The sequence below is a fragment of the Stenotrophomonas sp. STM01 genome (assembly GCF_014852135.1).
Lineage (GTDB): Bacteria > Pseudomonadota > Gammaproteobacteria > Xanthomonadales > Xanthomonadaceae > Stenotrophomonas > Stenotrophomonas capsici.
The window spans coordinates 856175-878152 of sequence record NZ_JACVBA010000001.1; the positions used below are offsets into that span (position 1 = coordinate 856175).

General features: G+C 67.6%; 19 protein-coding genes. 10 read left to right on the forward strand and 9 right to left on the reverse strand.

Annotation, left to right across the window (positions count from 1 at the left end):
* The first annotated feature begins 81 nt into the window (after positions 1–81).
* The 8 genes from IB227_RS03940 (at position 82) to IB227_RS03975 (ending at position 10536) form a co-directional block, all read left to right on the forward strand.
* On the forward strand, positions 82–2271 hold the full coding sequence (locus IB227_RS03940; RefSeq protein WP_192286379.1) for a TonB-dependent receptor: 2190 nt from the start codon (positions 82–84) through the stop codon (positions 2269–2271).
* A gap of 146 nt (positions 2272–2417) precedes the next feature.
* Positions 2418–2849 carry a MarR family winged helix-turn-helix transcriptional regulator gene (locus IB227_RS03945; RefSeq protein WP_192286380.1) on the forward strand — a complete coding sequence of 144 codons (432 nt, stop codon included), beginning with the start codon at positions 2418–2420 and terminating at the stop codon, positions 2847–2849.
* Positions 2846–4060: an MFS transporter gene (locus tag IB227_RS03950; protein WP_192286381.1), complete on the forward strand. Its 1215-nt coding sequence runs from the start codon at positions 2846–2848 to the stop codon at positions 4058–4060. The genes IB227_RS03945 and IB227_RS03950 overlap by 4 nt, the downstream gene beginning before the upstream one ends.
* A gap of 76 nt (positions 4061–4136) precedes the next feature.
* Complete coding sequence (locus tag IB227_RS03955; protein WP_192286382.1) at positions 4137–4691, forward strand: TetR/AcrR family transcriptional regulator; 555 nt, start codon at positions 4137–4139, stop codon at positions 4689–4691.
* Positions 4688–6349: an MFS transporter gene (locus IB227_RS03960; RefSeq protein ID WP_132864604.1), complete on the forward strand. Its 1662-nt coding sequence runs from the start codon at positions 4688–4690 to the stop codon at positions 6347–6349. Before IB227_RS03955 ends, IB227_RS03960 begins: the two co-directional genes overlap by 4 nt.
* A gap of 7 nt (positions 6350–6356) precedes the next feature.
* Positions 6357–7454 (forward strand): HlyD family secretion protein, encoded by a 1098-nt coding sequence (locus IB227_RS03965; RefSeq protein ID WP_192286383.1) that lies wholly within the window; start codon positions 6357–6359, stop codon positions 7452–7454.
* An 80-nt stretch (positions 7455–7534) separates the two neighbouring features.
* Positions 7535–9235, forward strand: a complete 1701-nt coding sequence (locus IB227_RS03970; RefSeq protein ID WP_225591582.1) for an amidohydrolase — start codon at positions 7535–7537, stop codon at positions 9233–9235.
* A 395-nt stretch (positions 9236–9630) separates the two neighbouring features.
* Positions 9631–10536: a hypothetical protein gene (locus IB227_RS03975; RefSeq protein ID WP_192286385.1), complete on the forward strand. Its 906-nt coding sequence runs from the start codon at positions 9631–9633 to the stop codon at positions 10534–10536.
* A gap of 67 nt (positions 10537–10603) precedes the next feature.
* On the opposite strand, the gene IB227_RS03980 is transcribed toward IB227_RS03975, so the two are convergent.
* The 9 genes from IB227_RS03980 to creB form a co-directional block, all read right to left on the reverse strand.
* Complete coding sequence (locus IB227_RS03980) at positions 10604–11089, reverse strand: Fur family transcriptional regulator (protein ID WP_132864607.1); 486 nt, start codon at positions 11087–11089, stop codon at positions 10604–10606.
* Between the two features lie 16 nt (positions 11090–11105).
* Positions 11106–12509, reverse strand: a complete 1404-nt coding sequence (gene gltX, locus IB227_RS03985) for a glutamate--tRNA ligase (protein WP_192286386.1) — start codon at positions 12507–12509, stop codon at positions 11106–11108.
* A 449-nt stretch (positions 12510–12958) separates the two neighbouring features.
* Positions 12959–14551 carry a M20/M25/M40 family metallo-hydrolase gene (locus IB227_RS03990; protein WP_192286387.1) on the reverse strand — a complete coding sequence of 531 codons (1593 nt, stop codon included), beginning with the start codon at positions 14549–14551 and terminating at the stop codon, positions 12959–12961.
* 98 nt (positions 14552–14649) lie between these two features.
* Positions 14650–15534: a carbon-nitrogen hydrolase family protein gene (locus tag IB227_RS03995; protein ID WP_192286388.1), complete on the reverse strand. Its 885-nt coding sequence runs from the start codon at positions 15532–15534 to the stop codon at positions 14650–14652.
* Positions 15531–16136, reverse strand: a complete 606-nt coding sequence (locus tag IB227_RS04000; protein ID WP_192286389.1) for a GNAT family N-acetyltransferase — start codon at positions 16134–16136, stop codon at positions 15531–15533. Before IB227_RS04000 ends, IB227_RS03995 begins: the two co-directional genes overlap by 4 nt.
* Before the next feature lie 114 nt (positions 16137–16250).
* Complete coding sequence (locus tag IB227_RS04005) at positions 16251–16658, reverse strand: hypothetical protein (protein WP_192286390.1); 408 nt, start codon at positions 16656–16658, stop codon at positions 16251–16253.
* A 48-nt stretch (positions 16659–16706) separates the two neighbouring features.
* Positions 16707–18071 carry a cell envelope integrity protein CreD gene (creD, locus tag IB227_RS04010; protein WP_132864613.1) on the reverse strand — a complete coding sequence of 455 codons (1365 nt, stop codon included), beginning with the start codon at positions 18069–18071 and terminating at the stop codon, positions 16707–16709.
* Positions 18072–18153: 82 nt separating this feature from the next.
* Complete coding sequence (gene creC, locus IB227_RS04015) at positions 18154–19590, reverse strand: two-component system sensor histidine kinase CreC (RefSeq protein ID WP_192286391.1); 1437 nt, start codon at positions 19588–19590, stop codon at positions 18154–18156.
* On the reverse strand, positions 19591–20289 hold the full coding sequence (gene creB / locus IB227_RS04020; protein ID WP_132864615.1) for a two-component system response regulator CreB: 699 nt from the start codon (positions 20287–20289) through the stop codon (positions 19591–19593).
* Positions 20290–20334: 45 nt separating this feature from the next.
* On the opposite strand from creB, the gene rlmJ reads away from it, so the two are divergent.
* The gene (gene rlmJ, locus IB227_RS04025) at positions 20335–21192 is read left to right on the forward strand and encodes a 23S rRNA (adenine(2030)-N(6))-methyltransferase RlmJ (RefSeq protein WP_192286392.1); all 858 of its coding nucleotides are present in this window, start codon (positions 20335–20337) and stop codon (positions 21190–21192) included.
* A gap of 109 nt (positions 21193–21301) precedes the next feature.
* On the forward strand, positions 21302–21847 hold the full coding sequence (locus IB227_RS04030) for a GNAT family N-acetyltransferase (protein WP_192286393.1): 546 nt from the start codon (positions 21302–21304) through the stop codon (positions 21845–21847).
* Positions 21848–21978 lie beyond the last annotated feature (131 nt).

Consider the following 21978-nt stretch of genomic DNA (forward strand, 5'->3'; position numbering starts at 1 on the left):
AGCCTTCGATCACCTCCCCCTTCGCCGTGGGTTTCCCACGCCCCTCAGTTGATACACAGTAACAAAAGAGACATCACCACCATGCCTACCTCCCAACGCCCCCTCCGCCGCCACCTGCTCAGCCTGGCTCTGGCCAGCCTGCTGCCTTCGGCCGCCTACGCCGCCGACAATGACGCCGGCCCCCAAAGCCACAACCTGACCGAGTTGTCGGCGGTCAAGGTCACCGCATCGCCGTTGCAGGGTTCGGCCGACTCGCTGGCGCGCCCGGTCGACGTGCTGGCCGGTGAACGCCTGGACGAGCAGAAGTCCGGCACGCTCGGCGATACCGTCGGCAAGCTGCCCGGCGTGCAGAGCACCTTCTTCGGCCCCGGCGTGGGCCGCCCGATCATCCGCGGCCAGGAAGGCCCGCGCGTGCAGGTGCTGTCCAATGGCGTCGGCAACATGGATGCCTCCACCGTCAGCGCCGACCACGCCACCAGTATCGAACCGTTCCTGGCCGACCAGATCGAGGTGCTCAAGGGCCCGGCCACGCTGCTGTTCGGCAGCGGCGCGATCGGTGGCGCGGTGAACGTGGTCGATGGCCGCATCGCCAGCGAACTGCCGGACCGCCCGCTCAGCGGTCGCGCCGAGCTGCGCGGCAATTCGGTCAATGACGAGCGCAGCGGCATGTTCCGGCTCGATGGCGTGAACGGCAACTGGGTGCTGCATGTCGACGGTTTGGTCCGCAACGGCGACGACTACCGGATCCCGGGCTATGCCGTCATCGATGGCCTGGAGGAACACGACGGGCACGACCACGACGAAGCCGATGCGCCACGCCGCGGCACCCTGGACAACAGTTCCATCCGCACCCGCGCCGGTGGCGTCGGCGCAACCTGGCTGGGCGAAGGCGGCTACTTCGGCGTGTCGGCCGGCACCTACCGCACCAACTACGGCATCCCCAACGGCGCGCACGTGCACGCCGACGATGACCATGGCCATGACCACGACGACCATGACCACGACCACGAGGAAGAAGGCGGCGAGCACGATGTCCGCATCGACATGGTGCAGAACCGCTTCGATACCAAGGCCGGCATCTACGACCCGACCGCGTTCCTGAAGAACATCAACCTGCGCATCGGTTACACCGACTACGAGCACACCGAGCTGGAAGCCGGCACGCCGTCCACCCGCTTCACCAACCGCGGCATCGAAGGCCGACTGGAAGCGGTGCAGCAGCCCATCGCCGGCTGGGACGGCGCCTTCGGCCTGCAGTTCAGCAACGGCGACTTCGGCGCCAAGGGCGAGGAAGCCTTCGTGCCGGACACCGGCACCCGCAGCCTCGGCCTGTTCGTGCTGCAGGAAAAGCAGTTCGGCCCGTTCAAGCTGGAACTGGGCGGCCGCCATGACCAGGTCAAGCTCGACCCGGCCGACGGCTATCGCCCACGCACCTTCGACGCGACCAACCTGTCGGCCTCCGGCATCTGGAAGCTCAATGATGCGTTGGACCTGCGCTTCGGCCTGGACAGCTCCGAGCGCGCGCCGACCAACGAAGAGCTCTATGCCGCCGGTGCCCACATCGCCACCCGCTCGCTGGAACTGGGCGATGCCAACCTGAAGACCGAGCGCGGGCAGCGTGCGGAACTGGGCATCCACACCCACACCGACCGCCTGGACTTCACCGCATCGATCTACCAGACCAGGTTCAAGGACTTCATCTACCTGGCCGACACCGGCGTGACCGAATCGCTGCCGGTGCGCCAGTGGACCCAGCAGGACGCCACCTTCAAGGGCGCCGAGGCCGAGGCCACCGTGCACATGTTCGAAGGCGACAGCGGTGACTGGGACCTGCGCCTGTTCGGCGACTACGTGAAGGCCAAACTGGATGGCAGCGGCAGCCGCCGGGTCGACATCGCCGTCCCGCACGGCGACCACAACCACAACTACACCGTGGACCTGGCCAACAGCGGCTACCTGCCGCGCATCTCGCCGACCCGCTTCGGCGCCGACCTGCGCTGGTCGCGCGACGGCTGGCGTGCCTCGATGGGGGCGGTGCGTTACGGCAGCCAGAAGGATGTCGCGCAGAACGAGGAGCCCAGTGCCGGCTACACGCTGGTGGATGCACACTTCGCCTACCGCTGGGACCGCAACGCCAGCAACAGCTACGAGGTGTTCCTGGATGGCAGCAACCTGACCAACCGCGAAGCACGCCCGCACACCTCGCTGCTGCGTGACTACTCGCCGTTGCCCGGCCGTGGCGTCGCCTTCGGCATCCGCGCCTGGTTCTGAGCCCGGACAGGCAGGTGCCGGGCATGCCCCGGCACCTGCCTTCCCATCCAAGGGCCAGCACAGCACCGCAGCGTTCCATCCCATCGCGCTCCGATATAGGTGCATATGCACCTATAATCGCGTCCACCGATTCCCCGGATCCCGCGATGGACGCCACCCGCCCCTGCACCTGCTTCCAGCTGCGCCGTGCCGCGCGCCGGGTGAGCCAGCTCTACGACCAGCACCTGGCCGCCGCAGAGCTCAGCCTCAACGCCTATTCGATCCTGCGCCGCGCGCGGGACCCGCGTCCGCTGGGGGAACTGGCCGACGCCCTGGGCATGGACCGCACCACCCTCACCCGCAACCTCAAGCCGCTGATCGAGGCGGGACTGGTGCAGACCCGACCGGGCAAGGCCGATCCCCGCCAGCGCCAGGTCCTCACCACCGCTGCCGGCATGCGTCGCCTGCACAAAGCGCTTCCGCTGTGGCAGCAGGCGCAGGATGACGTCCAGTCGCGTTTCGGCAACGCTGCCACGTCCCAGCTCAACCAGCAGCTCGAGGCACTCGCCCGCGCGCTCGAGCCGGAGAGCCACGCATGAGCGCCACGCCCCTGCAACGCACGCCCTGGGGCATCCTGCTGGTCGCCTCGGCCCTGCTGATGGTGACCATGGGCGTGCGCCAGACCAGCGGCCTGTTGATCGATCCGATCCACGTCTCCACTGGCCTGGGCATCGCCCAGATCAGCTTCTCGCTGGCCATCGGACAACTCGTCTGGGGCGCGGTGCAGCCGGTGTTCGGCGCGCTGGCCGACCAGCGTGGCCCCCTGCCGGTCCTGGTCGGCGGTGGCCTGCTGCTGGCTGCCGGCCTGGCGCTGGCCACGTGGGTGCCGACCGCCTGGGGCCTGAACCTGAGCTTCGGCCTGCTGCTTGCCGCCGGTGCCGGTGCCGGCAGCTTCTCGGTGCTGATCGGCGCCAGCAGCTGGCGCATCCCGCCTGCCCGGCGCTCGATGGCCGCCGGCATCATCAACGCCGGCGGCTCCCTCGGCCAGTTCCTGTTCGCGCCGCTGGTACAGGTGCTGCTCACCGCCTTCGGCTGGGTGCGCACGCTGTACGCGCTGGCGGCCATCGTGCTGGTGTCCCTGCCACTGGCCTGGCCACTGCGCCAGCGCGCACCGCGGGTGGAAGGCGGCGCCGACGGCGAGGCGCTGGGCGTGCAGCTGCGCCGGGCACTGCGCGACCGCAGCTACTGGTGCCTGCACCTGGGGTTCTTCACCTGCGGCGTGCACATCGCCTTCCTGGTCACCCACCTGCCCGGCGAGATCGCCCTGTGCGGCCTGTCGCCAACCGTCTCGTCGATCTCGCTGGCGCTGATCGGCCTGTTCAACGTCGCCGGCAGCCTGATCATCGGCGCGCTGGGCGAGCGCTTCCGCATGAAGTGGCTGCTGTTCTGGATGTACCTCAGCCGTGCGGTGTTGATCATGGTCTACCTGCTGTCACCGCCGACACCCACCACCTTCTACCTGTTCTCCGCCGCGCTGGGCTTCACATGGCTGGCGACGGTGCCGCCTACCGCGGGCCTGGTCGGCAAGCTGTTCGGGCCGCGCCACATGGGCACGCTGTTCGGCCTCACCCTGCTCTCGCACCAGATCGGCGGCTTCTTCGGCGCCTGGCTGGGCGGCGTCGCGCTGGAGCATGGCGGCGACTACAGCTGGATGTGGTACGGCGACATGGTGCTGGCGGCACTGGCCGCGCTGGTCAACCTGCCGATCCGCGAGCAGGCCCCGCGTCCGGCGGCGCTGGCCGCGAGCTGAATCGCCCAGAACCGGGACAGCGGGTTTCACATCGCGTCGATTGAAATCGGACATTTTTGTCCGGATCATGATCTCCATGCCCTCCTTACGTTCCGACGCTGCCGCTCGTCGCGCCCTGCTGTTGGACGCTGCCGATGCCGTGTTCGGTGAACACGGCATCACCGCACCGCTGGACCTGGTGGTCGAGCGGGCCGGCCTGGGCCGCGCCACGCTGTACCGCAACTTCCCCGACCGCGCCGCGCTGATCAGCGCGATGCTGGAGCGCTCGGTGGCCCAGCTGGAGGCCCATATCGCTGAACTGGGCGAACGCGACGATGCGCTGTTCGAACTGCTGGCCGGCATGGCCGGGCGCATCGTGCAGTCGCCGGCGCTGGCCGACTACTGGCGTGCGGTGGACCAGGATGATCCGCAGGTGCGCGATGCCCGCCAGCACGTGCTGGCGCTGATGGAGCCCGCCCTGGAGCGCGCCAAGGCCGCCGGCTTGTGCCGCGCGGACATGCAGCTGCGCGATATCTCGCTGATCTCCAGCATGCTCGGCGCCGCCCTGCGCGGCCGTGACCGCGACGAACGTGCGGTGCTGGCCAAGCGCGCGCTCGAACTGCTGCTGCCCGGACTGGCCACCACGCCATGACCACACTCACGCCCCTGAAGCCGATCCCGGACTGGGAGGACCACGAGAAACCCACCCTGCCCGGTGGTGCCTCGATGCCATGGCACCCGCCGCACCGACGTGCCGCCTATGCGGCGGTGGCGGTGCTGGTCGCCGTCACCGGCGGCCTGGGCAACGCGCTGATCACCGCCAACCTGCCGTGGATCACCGGCCAGATGGGCCTGCAGGCCACCGAGGCGAACTGGCTGGTGGCCGCGTACATGATGGTCAACGTCAGCGCCAACCTGCTGGTATTCAAGTTCCGCCAGGAATACGGCATCCGCCTGTTCGCCGAGATCGGCCTGGGCGTGTACGCCGCGCTGGCGGTGCTGCACCTGTTCGTCGGCAACCTCACCACCACCTTGCTGGTGCGTGCAGGCAGCGGCTTCGCCGGCGCGGCCTGCACCACGCTGGGCACGCTGTACATGCTGCAGGCGCTGCCACGCAAATACGTGGGGCAGATGCTGGTGGTCGGCATGAGCCTGTCGATGCTGGCCACGCCATTGGCCTGGTTGCTTTCGCCCGGCCTGCTCGACCATGGCGAATGGCAGAACCTGTACCTGTTCGAAGCCGGGTTGGCACTGTGTTCGTTCGCCGCCATCGTGGTGCTGAAACTGCCCCCCGGCATCCAGATCAAGGTGTTCGAGCCGGCCGACTTCCTGACCTTCGCGCTGATCGCGCCCGGCCTGGCGCTGCTGGTGATCGTGCTCAACCAGGGCTTCGTGCGCTGGTGGTTCGACACGCCCTGGCTCGGCTGGGCACTGGCCGCGTCGGTGGTGTTGATCACCACCGGGTTGTGCCTGGAACACCAGCGCCGCAACCCGCTGCTGCAGGTGCGCTGGCTGATGGGCCCGACCATGCTGCGTTTCATCGCCGGTGCGTTCCTGATCCGCTTCCTCACCAACGAACAGAACTACGGCGTGATCAACATGCTGCGCACGCTGGGCATGGGGCCGGACCAGATGGCGCCGTTGTTCGCGGTGATCCTGTGCGGCGTGCTGGTCGGCATCGCGGTCGGCGCGCTGACCTTCGGCCCCAAGGCACTGATCCCGCAGTTGCTGGCCTCGATCATCCTGCTCGGCAGCGCCGCCTTCCTCGACCAGCACCGCACCAGCCTGGACCGGCCGATGGACTTCGCGTTGAGCCAGTTCCTGGCGGCGGTGGGCAGTGGCATGTTCATGGGCCCGTTGATGCTGATCGGCATCCGCCAGGCGATGGCACGCGGGTTGGACCACATCGTGTCCTTCGTCGTGGTGCTGTCGCTGACCCAGAACTTCGCCGGGCTGGCCGGCTCGGCCCTGCTCGGCAGCTACCAGCTGCATCGCGAACACGTCTACTCCAGCGCGCTGGTCAGCCAGCTCGACGCCGCCGACCCACAGGTGGCGCAACGCCTGCAGCAACAGCAGCAGGCCTACGCCCGCATCATCACCGACCCGGTACAACTGCGGGCGCAGGCCAGCGCCGCGCTGGCGACCACCGCCAGGCGCGAAGCCAACGTGCGCGCGTTCAACGACGTGTTCGCGCTCAGTGGCTGGGTCGCCATCTGCTTCCTGAGCTGGCTGCTGCTGGAAGTGACATTGCGCAACCCCCGCGTCAAACAGGCGATCCGGCCCGGCAAGGCCACGCCGTCCTCCCGTTGAGGCACCGATGAGCAAGAACACCCCACCCGCCGAAGCCGCCACGCCGGCACCGGTCTCCAAGTACGCCACCCCCAGCCGCACCGCGGTGGTGGTGATGATCGTCGTCGCCCTGCTCGGCCTGGCCCTGATCCTGCGCGCATGGCAGCTGTGGCCGTTCAACAGCAACCACGTGCATACCGACAACGCCTATGTGCGCGGGCAGGTCACGGTGCTGGCGCCCCAGGTCAACGGCTACGTCACCGAGGTACTGGTCAAGGACTTCGACTTCGTCAAACAGGGCCAGCCGCTGCTTCGCATCGACGACCGCATCTACCGGCAGAAGGTGGAACAGGCACAGGCAGCCTTGGCCGACACCCAGGCGCAGCTGGCCAATTCCGACCAGAGTCAGGCCCAGAACCGCGCGCAGATCGCTTCGGCGCAGGCCAACCTGTCCGCCGGCCGCGCCCAGCAACAGCAGAGCCAGACCGAACTGAAGCGCTACGAGCAGCTCGCCGCCCAGCAGCTGGTCTCCAACAGCGACCGCGACAAGCTGCGCGCCAGCGTGCAGTCGGCCAATGCGGGCGTGGCGCAGTCGCAGGCGGCGATCCGCATCGCAGAGGAGAACCTCACCTCCACCCAGGTGGCGCGTCGCGGCCTGGAGGCCAAGGTCGCCAATGCCGAGGCTGCCCTGCAGCTGGCCCAGATCGACCTGGACAACACCGTTATCAAGGCACCGCGCGATGGCCAGGTCTCCGAGGCCACGGTGCGCCTGGGGCAGTACGTCAGCGCCGGCAGCCAGTTGTTGTTCCTGGTCCCGGACACCTTGTGGGTGGTGGCCAACTTCAAGGAAGGCCAGACCTGGAACATGGCCATCGGCCAGCCGGCCACCTTCAGCGTCGATGCCTTCCAGGGCCAGACGCTCACCGGCCACATCGAACAGATCGCGCCGGCGACCGGCTCGGAGTTCTCGGTGCTCAAGCCGGACAACGCCAGCGGCAACTTCACCAAGGTAGTCCAGCGCCTGCCGATCCGCATCGCCATCGATCCCGGCCAGCCGCTGGCCAAGCGCCTGCGCCCGGGCATGTCGGTGGTGGTGGAAGTCGATACCGCAGCCCGCCCCCGGTAGGAGAGGCCAAGGCCGCTCCCGCACGGTGCGTTGCTTCCATGCGTTAGGCTGTGACTCGCCTTGATGCTGGGAGAACCATGATGCGCATCCCTCTGGCCTTTTCGATGCTCGGCATGCTGGCGGCCCCTTGCCTGGCCGCCGACACGCTCTACAGCGGCGGCCCGATCATCACGCTGGACGACCAGCGGCCCTCGGCCGAAGCGATCGTTGTCCGTGATGGCCATATCGCCTTCGTTGGCACGCGCCGTGCCGCGCTGCGATTCAGCCCCGCCGCCACGCAGGTCGACCTGCAGGGCCACGCACTGACCCCCGGCTTCATCGATGCCCATGGGCACGTTTCCGGCGTGGGCCTGCAGGCGTTGTCGGCCAACCTGCTGCCTGCACCCGACGGCGAAGGCAATTCAATCCCCGCGCTGCAGAAGATCATGCGTGACTTCCGCGCGCAGGCCACGGTCCCCGGCGGCTACAAGGTGCTGATCGGCTTCGGCTACGACGACTCGCAACTGGCGGAAAAGCGCCACCCCACCCGCACCGAACTCGACGCCATCGCCACCGACATCCCGGTGATCCTGATGCACCAGTCCGGGCACCTGGGGGCCTACAACAGCAAGGCGCTGGAGCTGGCCGGCATCACCGCCGACACGCCCAACCCGGAAGGCGGCGTGATCCGCCGTGAGCCGGGCAGCCAGGTTCCCGATGGCGTGCTGGAAGAAAGCGCGCACAACCTCGCGCTGGCCAAGCTGATGCCCGCCTTGAGCCTGGACCAGGCCATGGCGATGCTCGAAGCCGGCCAGGCGCTGTACATGAAGTACGGCTACACCACCGCGCAGGACGGCAAGACCGACGCAGGCACGCTGGCGATGCTGCCGATGGCGGGCAAGGCCGGGAAGCTGAAGATCGACGTGGTCGCCTACCCGGACATCCACGTCGCCCTGGAAAGCCCGGCCATGCAGGGCCCGTATTACGCGCCGACCTATACCGACCACTTCCGCATCGGCGGGGTGAAGATCAGCCTGGACGGCTCGCCGCAGGGCAAGACCGCCTGGTTGAGCCGGCCCTACTACCAGGTTCCCGAGGGCGAAAAGCCCGACTACGCCGGCTACCCCGCCTATACCGACGCGCAGGTCGATGAATTGATCGGCAAGGCCTGGCAGCACGGCTGGCAGGTGCTGGCCCATGCCAACGGCGATGCCGCCATCGACCAGCTCATCCACGCCGTCGCCGCCGCCGAAGCCGCCTATCCGCAGCGCCACCTGCTGCCTGTGCTGATCCACGGCCAGACCCTGCGCAAGGACCAGGTCGGCGAGATCCAGCGGCTGGGCATCTTCCCGTCGCTGTTCCCGATGCACACCTACTACTGGGGCGACTGGCACCGCAATTCAGTACTGGGCCCGGAGCGCGCGGAGAACATCTCGCCCACGCGCTGGGTGCTGGATGCCGGCATGAAGTTCACATCGCACCATGACGCGCCGGTGGTGTTCCCGGACGCGATGCGGGTACTGGACGCCACCGTCAATCGCACCACCCGCAGCGGCCATGTGCTGGGGCCGGGGCAGCGGGTGACGCCGGAGCAGGCATTGAAGTCGCTGACCCTGTGGGCCGCCGAGCAGTACGGCGAACAGGCCAGCAAGGGCTCGATCGAAGTCGGCAAGCGCGCCGACCTGGTGGTGCTGTCCGGCAACCCGCTGACCATCGCGCACCGCGACCTGCACACCCTCAAGGTGCTTCAGACCATCAAGGATGGGCAGGTCGTCTATGAGGCGGTGCCATCAGGCCCCTGACACCATCAATCCCGCGCCTTGCGCGCTGGCGCCGGTGCCGTGAATAGGAAAGCCTGCACCGCGATCACGAGGATGAGGTAGCGGCAGCACCACGCCGAACATCGCGAACAACTGCACCGCATCGGGATAGTCGAAGGTGGGCGTGCAGCACGGTCACGCGGATTTGCAGCACCAGCCCGCCCGCTTTATAAACGACACGGCACTGGAAGAAGGGTTCCTCCGCAATCCGATGGGTTCATCGTAGAAGGAATTTCCATGGAACTGCATCTGCTCCGAATCCCGGCCAATATGACCCCGGTCTTCCGACTATTCACATCCCATCGGAAAGGAGTCGTCCGAACGACCTCGTCGGCAGCACCCCATCACCGCACCTCCAGCTGCTTGAGCAACCGCTGATGAAGTTTCATGCGACGGTTCACACCACCTTCCCCTGGATGTTCATGCTTTCTGCTTTCGGCTTGATGGCAAACCCGCCTGCCGAGGAAAGTGGCCCGCTGTACAGCCAACTGGTCGCATTGAACAATCAATTGCGCGATGAAAGTGGACAGCGACGTGTGGCCGCCATCGTTTCCAACTATCGAAGACTCACTACCGGCATTTCCGTGTGCTCACACCCCATAGGCGACGCGGCACGTACCGATGACCTGTTCAGGGCAACCGCATTCACCGAGTTCTATTCGCTGGCGGAAGCTGACGTGGATACCCTCGGCTGCCTGTATCGGGAGCTGTTGACGGACGGCAGGGCCACCGACTGGCACACTCGCACCTATGCAGGCGCCCTTGTCACGGTCGCCCGCTTCGACGATGCCAACCGCCTTTTGGCGCACCTCGAAAGTGGACAGGCTGCCCTCCTGCCACATATCACAGCCACTCCCAGCCTCACCCCAGATGGGCCATGGCGATACCTGTCACTGGAGGATGGCCACAGCGCCGCCACCCGAACCTGGACGCCCGTGGCCGGGCACCTGCAGGTCATCGCCATTGTCCATCCTGCATGTGCCTTCTCGACCCGAGCCCTGACCGACATCGGATCAAACGAGGATCTGCGCTGGCTGCGTGAACGCTTGCTGCTGCTTGTTCCCCCAGATCCCTCGCTACCGGGCAAAGGAATTCTTGACTGGAACAATGCGCATCCGGATCTGCCCATGCAGCGCATGTACACATGGGGTGACTGGCAGCCACTCACCCGTCTCGACACCCCGACGTTCTACTTGATGCAAGGCGATCGTGTCATACAGACATTCGAAGGATGGCCGAATGTCGAAGGCATGGCACGGATGCGTTCCGCCCTGCCCCGCTGAGGGAGATGCCCGACAGCCATTTCCCTGCACTGCCGGAAGCCGCCCTATCGTGCGGCTTCCGGATCGATCACCCCGCGCAGTTCGCGCACAGGCCATGCACTTCCAGCGTCTGCGCCTGCGGCTTGAAGCCCAGCTCCTTGGCGCGGGCTTCAAGCTGGCGGACGATGTCGCGGTCCTCCAGCTCCACCGCGCTGTGGCAGCGGTCGCAGATCAGGAACGGCACCGAATGCTGGTTGCTGCTGGGGTGGTGGCAGGCCACGAACGAGTTGACCGAGGACAGCTTGTGCACGAAGCCGTTGGCCATCAGGAAATCCAGCGCGCGGTACACCGTGGGCGGGGCGTCGGCACCGACGCCCTTGCCTTCACGCACCCATTCCAGCAGTTCGTAGGCCTTGACCGGCTTGCCCGCCTCGGCGATCAGGCGCAGCACGTTGGCGCGGATCGGCGTCAGCCGCAGCCCGCGCTCACGGCACACCCGCTCGACCACCGCGATGAAGCCCGCCGCGTCGTCAACGTGGTGGTGCGGCGCAGTACAGGAGTGCGATTCGGTCATGTCTACCTCGTGGGAATCAGGCCTTGGGAACCTTGATGAGTGCGGCGTCGATGCGTTTCAAGGCTTCATCGCGGCCCGCCAGGTATACGGTATGGGAAATGTCAGGGCTGACCTGGGTGCCGGTGATGGCCACGCGCAGCGGCTGGGCGACCTTGCCCATGCCGATTTCCAGTGCCGCGGCGGTATCGTGCAGGGCCACCCCGACCGCTTCGGCGGTCCACTCCGGCAGCGCCGCCAACAGCTCACGGGCCTTGCCCAGCGCCACGTCGGCACCGGCCTTGAAGTGCTTGGCCACGGCGGCTTCGTCGTACTCGGTCAGCGGGGTGTACCAGACCACGGCCTTCTCGGCCATTTCCTTCAGCGTCTGCACGCGTTCGCGCAGGGCGATGACCACGTCCACCGGGGCCGGGCCGGCGTTCACGTCCAGGCCCAGCTTCTCCAGCTGGTAAACCAGGTGCGGCATGATCGAAGCCGGCTCCTCGGTCTTGAGGAAGTGCTGGTTGACCCAGCCCAGCTTGGCCATGTCCAGGCGCGAGGCCTTGGAGTTGCAGTTGGTCACGTCGAACAGGTCGATCAGTTCCTGGCGGCTGAACAGTTCCTGGTCGCCGTGCGACCAGCCCAGGCGGGCCAGGTAGCTTAGCAGCGCGTCAGGCAGGTAGCCGGCGTCCTTGTACTGCATCACGTCGGCTGCGCCGGTGCGCTTGGACAGCTTGGCGCCCTGCTCGTCCAGGATCATCGGCATGTGGCCGAACTTCGGCACCGGGGCACCGATGGCCTCGTACAGGTTGATCTGGCGCGGGGTGTTGTTGATGTGGTCGTCACCGCGGATGACCTCGGTGATGTTCATGTCCCAATCGTCCACGACCACGGCGAAGTTGTAGGTCGGGTAGCCGTCCGGGCGGAAGATGACCATGTCGTCGAGCTCGCTGTTGGCGATCTCGATGCGGCCCTTGATCAGGTCGTCGAACACCACGCTGCCGTCCAGCGGGTTCTTGAAGCGGATGACGCGGTTCGGGTCATCCTTGAACGGCAGGTTCAGCTCGCGCGCCGCGCCGTTGTAGCGCGGCTTCTCCTGCTTGGCCATGGCGGCCTCGCGCATCGCGTCCAGCTCTTCCTTGGTCTCGTAGGCGTAGTAGGCCTTGCCCGAGGCGATCAGCTGCTCGGCCAATTCCTTGTAACGGGCGACCCGGTCGGTCTGGTAGATCGGGCCCTCGTTGTAGTCCAGGCCCAGCCAGTCCATGGCCTCCAGGATGGCGTCGATGGCCGCCTGGGTGCTGCGTTCCCGGTCGGTGTCCTCGATGCGCAGCACGAACTCGCCGCCACGGTGGCGGGCCTCCAGCCAGCAATACAGCGCGGTGCGGGCGCCACCAATGTGCAGGTAGCCGGTGGGACTGGGGGCAAAGCGGGTGCGGACGGTCATGACAGGCGCAGATGTGGGAATCCGGCCATTTTACCCCGTCCCCCCTCAACCTGCCGTGCCCGCCGCAGGAGCGCCCTCGGACGCGAGGCCGGCGGTCGCGGGGGCTCGGCAGCATCAGGGGGGCGTGAAATGCGCTGGAGAAAGGCCGTGGGCATGTTGAAGGGCGGCGCTTGTGCCTTCAGGGCGAAAAGCGCCCCTTCCCCAACCCTCCCCTGCGCTGCGCGCAAGGGAGGGGGCAACCGCAAATGCAGGAGCCGCGCCTTGCTTCTGGATTCGCCTTTGCTCTGCTTTTGCCCCCTCCCTTGCGCGCAGCGCAGGGGAGGGTTGGGGAGGGGCGCCTTGGCTTTGGCCCTGCCGTTGCTCCAGAAAGCAGGCAGCCGGTCCTGCCCCGGAAACGAAGAAGGGCCGCATCGCGGCCCTTCCTCATTCCCCCATGAACGCCAGCCGCCTTACGGCTCCAGCAACGGCTTGCGCGGGAAACGCTCCTCGCGCATCGCCGCGTTGTACACGAACGAGGCCACGATCGCCGCCGCCTGCTTCAGGTCCTCGGCCTCGGCGTGGTCCCACGTGTCCAGGTGGCTGTGGTGGACGTTGCTGAAGTAATCCAGGCGATCCTGGACGAACTGGAAGCCCGGCAGGCCCACCCGGTCATAGCTGATGTGGTCGGTGCTGCCGGTGTTGCGGCTCACCACCGTCGTCGCGCCCACGTCGTTGAACGGCTTCAGCCACTGCTCGAAGATCGGCATGGCCGCCATGTTCTCCTGCGCGTAGATGCCACGGAAGCGGCCCGAGCCGTTGTCCATGTTGAAGTACACCTGGAACTTGTCGTAATCACGCAGCTTCTGCAGCGCGCCGGTCGGTTCGCGCAGCGAGGCCGGCAGCGCCTTCTGCGCCGGATCGGTGGGCTCCGGGTAACGCGCGAAGTGCTGGGCCACATAGGCCTGCGAGCCGATCAGGCCCTGCTCCTCGCCGCTCCACAGCGCCACGCGGATGGTGCGCTTGGGCTTGGCGCCCACGGCCTTGAGGATGCGCATGGCCTCCATCATCACCGCCACGCCGGCGGCATTGTCGGCCGCACCGGTGCCGGTGTGCCAGGAGTCCATGTGCGCGCCCAGCATCACGATCTCGTCGGCCTTGCTGCTGCCGCGGATCTCGGCCAGCGTGTTGTGGCCCGGCTGGTCGGCTTCATCGGTGAAGCGTGCATCCACGTTCACCCGCAGGCGCACGACCTGATTGTCCTTGAGTGCACGCACCAGCGGATTGAAGTGCTCGGCGATCATCGCCAGCTCCGGGATGCCCACCGACTCACCGGCCTTGCGCGAGCCGCCACCGGCCACGCGGATGATGCCGTTGTCCCAGCCGCTGATGCTGATCGCCGCCAATGCACCTTCCTCGACGAAGAAGGCATTGGTGGCGCGGATCAGCTCCTGGCGCTCGCCGTATTCCTTGACCCGCTTCGCACGGTCATCGGCTGCGCTCTTGGGAATGGTGAACTCCTGCAGGCCTTCCAGCGAGGTCGCATCGTGGCGGTGCGAGTCCGGCTCGGTGCCGCGCTTGTACTCGCGCGCCTCGCCCAGCAGCAGGATCTTGCCGCGCAGCTTGCCCTTGTATTTCTCCAGGTCGGCCAGCTTCTTGATGTCGACCTGGATCAACTCGCCCTCGACCGGACCGTGGGTGCCTGGGGTCCAGGCCTTGGGCAGCGCATGCAGCGGCTGCACGCGTTCGGACAGCATTTCCACGCTGGCCGAGGAGAACTCCCAGCCACGGCCGAAGTCATCGAACGCCTCGTCGTGCACGTTGACCAGGCCCCATTCGTTGAACTTGCCGCGGGTCCAGCGGTTGGCCTCGGCCATCGCCGGTGAGTTGGTCAGGCGCGGACCAATGCTCTCGGTCAGATGACTGAAGGTGTCCATCACCTGCGAGCGGTGGAAGGCCTCCTGGCGGATCTTGCCCACCATGTCCAGGTCCACCTGTTCGGCTGCCTGCGCCGTAGCGCCCACCGCCAACCCCATGCACAACGCCAGCAAACCGCGCTTGATCACCGTGTATCCCCCGGCCTTCGGCCAAATGACGACAAAGCACCGAGTCTAGCCAGCCCTCCATACTGACCGAGCCGGCCAATGGTCATGGTCCGCCGGTCTCAGGGCACGTTTGTCACCACCGCCTGGGCCAGTGCCGGCTGCAACTGGCCTGGCCAGTCGCGGTCGTTGGCCACCTGGGCCTGCGCGCGGTGGGCCTCGAAGGCAGCGAAATCCAGCTCCGCCAGCGCCCATAGCTGCCCTTCGGCGGTCTGCACAAGCACGCCATCGGCCGGAAAACCCACGTCCATCGGTGCGTAGATCGCCGCCTGCCCGGTGTTCACGTCCAGCGCCGGGCTCCATTCGGCCAGCCCGGCGGTCACCGACTGGGCCACGAACATGCGGTTCTCCAATGCCCGTGCCAGGCAACCGATGCGCACCCGGGTCGCGCCGGCAGCGGTATCGGTGCAGCTCGGCACGACCAGCAAGCGGGCACCGGCCTCGTACTGGCGCCGTACCGGCAACGGGAATTCGCTGTCGTAGCAGATCGCCACGCCGACGCGGATGCCGTCCACCTCGAACACCTTCAACACGTCGCCCGGATCGATCAGGCCGGTGCCCTTCTCGAACCCGGTCAGCTGCAGCTTGTCCTGCCACAGGTGCTGGCCATCGGGGGTCAACCAGTCGCAGCGGTTGCGGTAGCGCCCGTTGCCGGTATCGAGCAGGAAGCTGCCCGCCACCACGTGCAGGTCGAACTCGCGGGCCAGTGCCGAGAACAGCGCAAGCCATTGCGGGCGGTATTGCTGGATGGCCGCAAGCGAGGCCGGCAGGTCGCTGAAGATGTGCCTGCGGAAAGTGGCCGCCAGTTCCAGCGACAGGTATTCGGGCAACACCGCGATACGCGCACCGGCGGCGGCCGCCTCGCCCAGCACCTGGCGCTGGCGTGCGGCGAAGGCATCGAAGTCGGCGGGCGAGCCCACCGGGTAACGGGCAACGGCAATCTTCATGCGGCAGGCTCCAGCGTGCGGGTCCAGAACGTCAATGGATGCATCACCTCGCCCTGCCCCACCTCGTGCCACAGCAACTGCAGGGTCATCCCGGGTTGCCGGGCATAGCCGCGCTTGTGCCAGAACACATCGTTGTCGCGGTGTCCCGGCGGGCGCCGCGGGTCATCGGCCGCACGGTCCACCGCGCAGAAGGCCGTGATGGCAAAGCGCCGCAACGCCCGGGCATGCGCCTCGCGCGCATCGAAGAACGCATGGCCGATGCCGCGTCCCCGGTACGACGGCAACAGCACCGACTCGCCGAAATAGAACACCTGCGCCGGGTCAAGGCCCGCTTCCTCGAATGGCTTGCGGAAGGCCGCGCCGTCATCGAGCAACGGCAGGCCGGTGGACGCGCCCACCACGGCGTCGCCATCGCGAGCAACCACGCAGACCGCATCCGGCGTGGCGGCATAGGCGGCCAGGTAGTCACGCTCGTAGTCGAGGCTGCCCTGGTAGAGGTAGGGCCAGTCATTGAACACGCCGATGCGCAGGCGGGCCACGTCATCCAGCACGGGCAGCAGTTCCGGTCCGCGCAATGCGGCGAGGGTGAGGGGCGATTCCATGCGGGAATTCTAGTGCGTGGCAGGCGTCGGGTGCGGCCCCCTCCCCCCAACCCCTCTCCCGCACGCGGGAGAGGGGATTTATCCAACGCACCCTGGAACATCACCGGCTGCGACTCAATGCATCCACCCGTACAGCACCAGGCGTTCCACCGGCAGCACCGCCAGCCACGACTGCGCATCCAAGGTGGCGGCGGCATACATCGGGCTGGTGCCGGCGGCGCCCTGCCCAGCTCCTCCGCGCACCTGTCGCCAATGGCCATAGCGGGCCGGTGCATGCCGCGGCAGGCCGGCGCGGGCCTGCCGTGCCTGCGCGAAGAACACCAGCCCTTGCCGTTGGATGGCAGCGGCGGTGCGGCTGGCAAGGCGCAGGACCACGATGCCGCCGGCATCACCGCCGAAGATGCTCTCCAGCACGATGCCGGCCATCTGATCCGGCGACATCCCGAACTGCAGCAGCCCACTGGTTTCAATCGCGGCAGGCAGCAACTGCTGCGCACGACGATGGATCGATATGCGATTCATTGCGGTCACTTCCTGGGAAACGGGGTGGCCTTCGCCACCCCGTTTCGATCACGGCAGGGTCGGCGGTGCGGCCGGCTTGCCCAGCGCGCGGTTGCTCAGCTCGTACCAGTCCATCTTGCGGGTGATCCACATGATCACCGCCAGGATGCCGAACAGCAGCAGCGAGCCCATCAGCAGCGAGTTGGTCTCCGAGGCCAGCAGCAGGTACAGCACGCCGTACAGCAGGGTCAGCATGGTCGAGAACACCAGCGCGTACTTCCAGCTGCGCAGCACGCCGCTGAGATAGAAGCCCTGCAGGCCGATACAGGCCGCCGCGGAGACCAGGTAGGCCTGCCAGAACGGAATGTGCTCGGAAAGGCTGACCAGCAGCAGGAAGAAGATCGCCAGCGCCAGGCCGACCAGCAGGTACTGCAACGGGTGGATCTTCAGCTGCTTGATCAGCTCGAACAGGGCAAAGCCGACGAAGGTCAGCAACACGAACAGGATGCCGTACTTGGTCGCGCGGTCGGCCTGGGTGTAAACGTCCACCGGGTCCACCAGCGCCACGTTCAACGCCTCGACGCTGCCGCCTTCGCCACGGATGGCACGGACCAGCTGCGTCTGCGCCGCCGAGGCCAGCGAGGACACCGCCCATTCGGCCTTGAACCCGCTGCCGTCGATGCTGCGCTCGTTGGGCAGGAAGCTGCCGCCGAACAGGGGATGCTGCCACGGCGAGTTCAACGCCACCCGGGTGTCGTCGCCGATCGGCGCGACCGACAGCGAACGCGTGCCGCCGAGCACGAACTCCAGCTGCACCTTGCCACCTTCGGCCAGGACGCCCTGGCTGGCGTCCGCCAGCACCGACAACGGTGCATGCAGGCCCTTGGAGGTGTCCTGCATCACGCCGGCGCCCGGTTGCAGGGTGACCGACTTGCCGTCCACGCGCAGGTTCGGGGTACCGACCAGGCCGCGCACGTCGGACAGGCCCAGTGCCAGATAGGGCCGCCCATACACCCGGCCCGGCACCGCGTTGTAGCGGGATTCGGCGAACTCGGCGCTGAGCTGGGCATGCCAGCGGTAGACCGGTACCTTGAACAGGCCGATGCGGCGCTCGTCGGTTTCCAGCTTGCCCTGCACGTCCAGCCGTGCTGGCATCTGCAGGTCATAGCCCTGCTCGGTGCGCAGCTCGGTCTTGCGCTGGGCGCTGCCCTCCACGGCCACTTCCACCTCGCGCGTCTGCGTCCATGGCAGCACCCGTACCGGGCCGACCAGCGTCTGCTCGCCGGCGTAACTCTGCGCCACCCGCTCCACCGCCTCGTCGCGGTAGCGTTCGCGCTCGTTGATGGTGCCGCGGATCAGCAACAGGGGAATCAACAACAACAACGCCAGGCCGCCGACGATGGCGAAGCGCAACAACAGCTTGAGGGAAGTCATGTCCCGTCCTCGTGTGGAAACGGGGCCAGCTTCGGGGCTGCCGGTGAGCAGGGTTTGTGTCGAACTTGAAGCGAGTGTGAAGTCAGCCGGCCGGCAGCAGCAGGCGGGCCTCGGCGCCCCCTTCGGGCGCATTGCGCAGGCCGGCCTGGCCGCCATGCAGGCGCGCCACTTCGGCCACGAACGGCAACCCCAACCCGGAACTGCGCTGGCCGGTGCCTGGCCGGGCCAGCGAATAGAAGCGCTCGAACACGCGTTCCAGCGCGTAGTCCGGAACCCCGGGGCCGGCATCACGCAGGCGGACCTGCCACTCCCCCCCCTGCTGCTCCAGCGCCAGCTCGATGCGGCCACCGGCCGGCGAGAAGGCAATGGCGTTGTCGAGCAGGTTGGACAGTGCCTGCCGCAGCAGGAACGCATCGCCCTGCACCAATGCGCGCTCGGGCAACTGGCTGTCCAGCAGCAGCTGCGCGGCCTGCAGCCGCGGCGCGGCGTCCTCGGCCAGGCTGCGACACAGCGCGACCAGGTCCACGTCGGTACGCCGCTGCAACCAACCGTGCTGTTCCACCTCGGCCAGCCGCAGCAGCTGGTCGATGGTCTCGGTCAGGCGCCGCTCCTGCTGCACGATGTTGCCGGCGAAGCGTTGGCGCTCGGCCTCGGGCAAGGGTTCCTGCAGCAGTTCGGCCGCCCCGCGGATGGCGGCCAGCGGGCTTTTCATCTCGTGCGTGAGCGACTGCACGTACTGCTCGACGTAGGCCTTGCCCTCGAGCTTGCGGCGCATGGTTTCCAGCGCCTGCCCGAGGTCGCCGATCTCGTCATGGCGGCGCCGCGGCGGCGGCACCGGCTCGCCGGCACTGACGGCCTTGGCATAACGACTCAGGCTGCCGATGCCGCGTGCCAGCCACCAGGTCATCAGCAGGCCGATCAGCGCCGACAGCCCGATCAGCCAGGCGCCGCGCGCCACGATGGCGCGCTGGCTGGCAGCGATGAACGGGTCGAAGGTGTCGTTGGGCTGGGCCAGGGTCAGCACGCCGATCAGCGTGCGGCCATCGGCCGGGTCGTACACCGGCGCGGCCACGTGCATCACCGTGCTGGTCTCGTCACCCGGGGTGCGCGCACTGGAGCGGGCGCCGTACTGTCCGCGCAGGGTCAGGTAGACGTCGTTCCAGCGCGAATTGTCGCGCCCCACGTCCTGCCCCAGCGAGTCGTAGATGACGATGCCCCTGGCGTCGGTCACGGTCACCCGGTAATCGATGCTGCGCTTGGGGAAGCGCCACACCATCGCGCGCGGGTCGCGCCGTTGCGCGGTGGCCATGTGCGCGGCGAACGCGCCGTCGGCCATGTGCCCGGCCTTCAGGTCCGGCGCGGCGATCACCGCCAGCACGTTGGCCGCGTCCACCAGCGTGGACTCCATCGCTTGGCGCACCCCCGGCTTGACCTCGTTGACGAACACGCGCATCACGAAGAACGCGGCGATGCCCACGATCAGGAAGAAGCCCAGGAACAGTTTCAGGCCGAGCCGCATCTAGATTTCCAGTGCGTAGCCCACGCCACGGTGGGTGCGGATCGGGTCGTCCTGCGCTCCTGCCGCGCGCAGCTTGGCGCGCAGCGTCTTGACGTGGGTGTCGATGGTGCGGTCGGCGCTGTCGCTGGCATGGTCCCAGCCGCGCTCCATCAGCTGGCTGCGGCTGAGGATGGACCCCGGGCGGGCCAGCAGCGCCGCCAGCAGGGCGTACTCGTAGCGGGTCAGGTCCAGCGGCGTGTCGCGGTAGCGGATGCGCCGGCCCTCGCCGTCGATGGCGAAGGCGCCGTGGACTTTCCACCCCGCACTGGCCGGCGTGGACGGCGCCGGCACGCTGCGACGCAGCCGCGCACGCACCCGCGCCACCAGTTCGCGCGGCGAGAACGGCTTGGTCACGTAGTCATCGGCGCCCAGCTCCAGCCCCAGCACGCGGTCGAACTCGTCGTTGCGCGCGGTCAGGAAGATCACCGGCACCTGGCTGAAGGTGCGCAGCTCCCGGCACACCTCGAAGCCCCCCAGGTCGGGCAGGCCCACGTCCAGTACCACCACGTCGGCCCCGTCCGCACGCAGCGTGGCCAGGGCCTGCCGCCCCAACGCGCAGTGCTCGGCGGCGTAGCCTTCGCTGCGCAGGGCATACAACAGGGTATCGGCGATGGCGGCCTCGTCTTCGACGACGAGTACCCGGGCAGGTTGATCGGACATGCGCCCAGCATAGCCGCCACCCGGGCGCCCCCGTACACTTCCCCCATGAATTACCGCCACGCCTTCCACGCCGGCAACCATGCCGACGTGCTCAAGCACATCGTCATGCTGGCGATGATCGACGCGCTCAAGCGCAAGGACTCCCCGTTCTTCGTCCTGGACACCCATGCCGGACGCGGGCGCTACCTGCTCTCGGCCGAGGAAAGCCGCAAGACCGCCGAGGCCGACGACGGCATCCTGCAGTTGATGGCCCTGCCCCAGCTGCCGGAGGTGGTCGAGCAGTACCTGCGCGCGGTGCAGGCCGACAACCCGGTCGGCGCGCTGATTTCCTACCCCGGCTCGCCACTGATGGCCGCCCGTGCCCTGCGCGAGCAGGACCGCATGGCCGCCTGCGAGCTGCAGAAGGAGGAGGCCGCGGCGCTGAAGGAGCTGTTCGCCCACGACCGCCGCGTGCAGGTGCACCCGGGCAACGGCTACGACAGCATCCGCGCCTTCCTGCCACCCAAGGCCGGTGCCACCAAGATCGGCCGCGCCCTGGTCTTGATCGACCCGCCGTACGAGGTCCAGGACGCCGAGTACCCGCAGATCCTCGCCACCGTGCGTGAAATCCTGACCCGCATGCCGCAGGCGCAGATCGCGGTCTGGTACCCGATCAAGCAGCGCCGCAGCCTGCAGCAGTTCTTCCGCAAGGCCAGCCACCTGCCGGCCAAGTCGGTGCTGCTGGCCGAGTTCATGGTCCGCCCGGACGACTCCCCGCTGCGCCTGAACGGCAGCGGCATGCTGCTGGTCAACGCCCCGTGGCAGTTCGACCAGGTCATCGCGCCCGCCCTGCCCGTGCTGAAGAAGCACCTGGGCGAAACCGGTGCCTCGACCCGCCTGGAGTGGCTCAAGGCCTCCGAATAACGCCTTTTTGACACCCGCCGGAAGCTGAACGAATCGCCGTGTTGATCGCGTTCACAGAACTTAGCAGGGCGGGTGACAGAATCGACGGGTCTTTGGAGGAACCGTAGTCATGGCTACCCGTAATCGCATGCCCCCGTGGCATGAAAATTTCAAGGCGCCCAGTGGTCGCGAGTTGTTGATCCGCCCCATCCGTCCGGAAGACGGCGCACCGCTGCAGGGCGCATTCGCCCTGTTCGGGCCGGAAGAAGTGCGGGATCGCTACCTGCAGGCAGTGGACTCCCTGTCCGACGAGACGGTCCAACGCCTCACCCACCCGAATCCGAAGTCGGAGATCGCACTGGTGGCGGCCGAGCCGCTGCCCCCGGGTGAAGCCGTGGTCGGCGCCGTCGCCCGCGCCACCATCATCCCGGGCACCCGGGATGCTGAATACGCCATCCTGGTCAGCCGTTTCCTCGCCGGCCAGGGCCTGGGCCGGCAGTTGATGCGCAAGCTGGTCAAGTGGGCACGCGGCAAGTACCTGGACCGCATGTACGGCGATATCGCCCAGGACAACGAGCCGATGCTGCAGCTGGCCGCGTCGCTGGGCTTCAAGCAGGTTCCCCATCCCACCGGTGCCCCGGGCCTGGTACGCATGGAGCTGGACCTGGCCGGCTGAGAACCAAGGAGGGGAACACGCCGCGCGCTTGCTCCCCTCCCCGCCAGGCGCCCGGTTTCGCGCACGCGAACCGCAGGGCAGGCATCGGCAAACCGGTGCCTGCCCTTTTCGTCTGCGTCGTCTGGAATGCC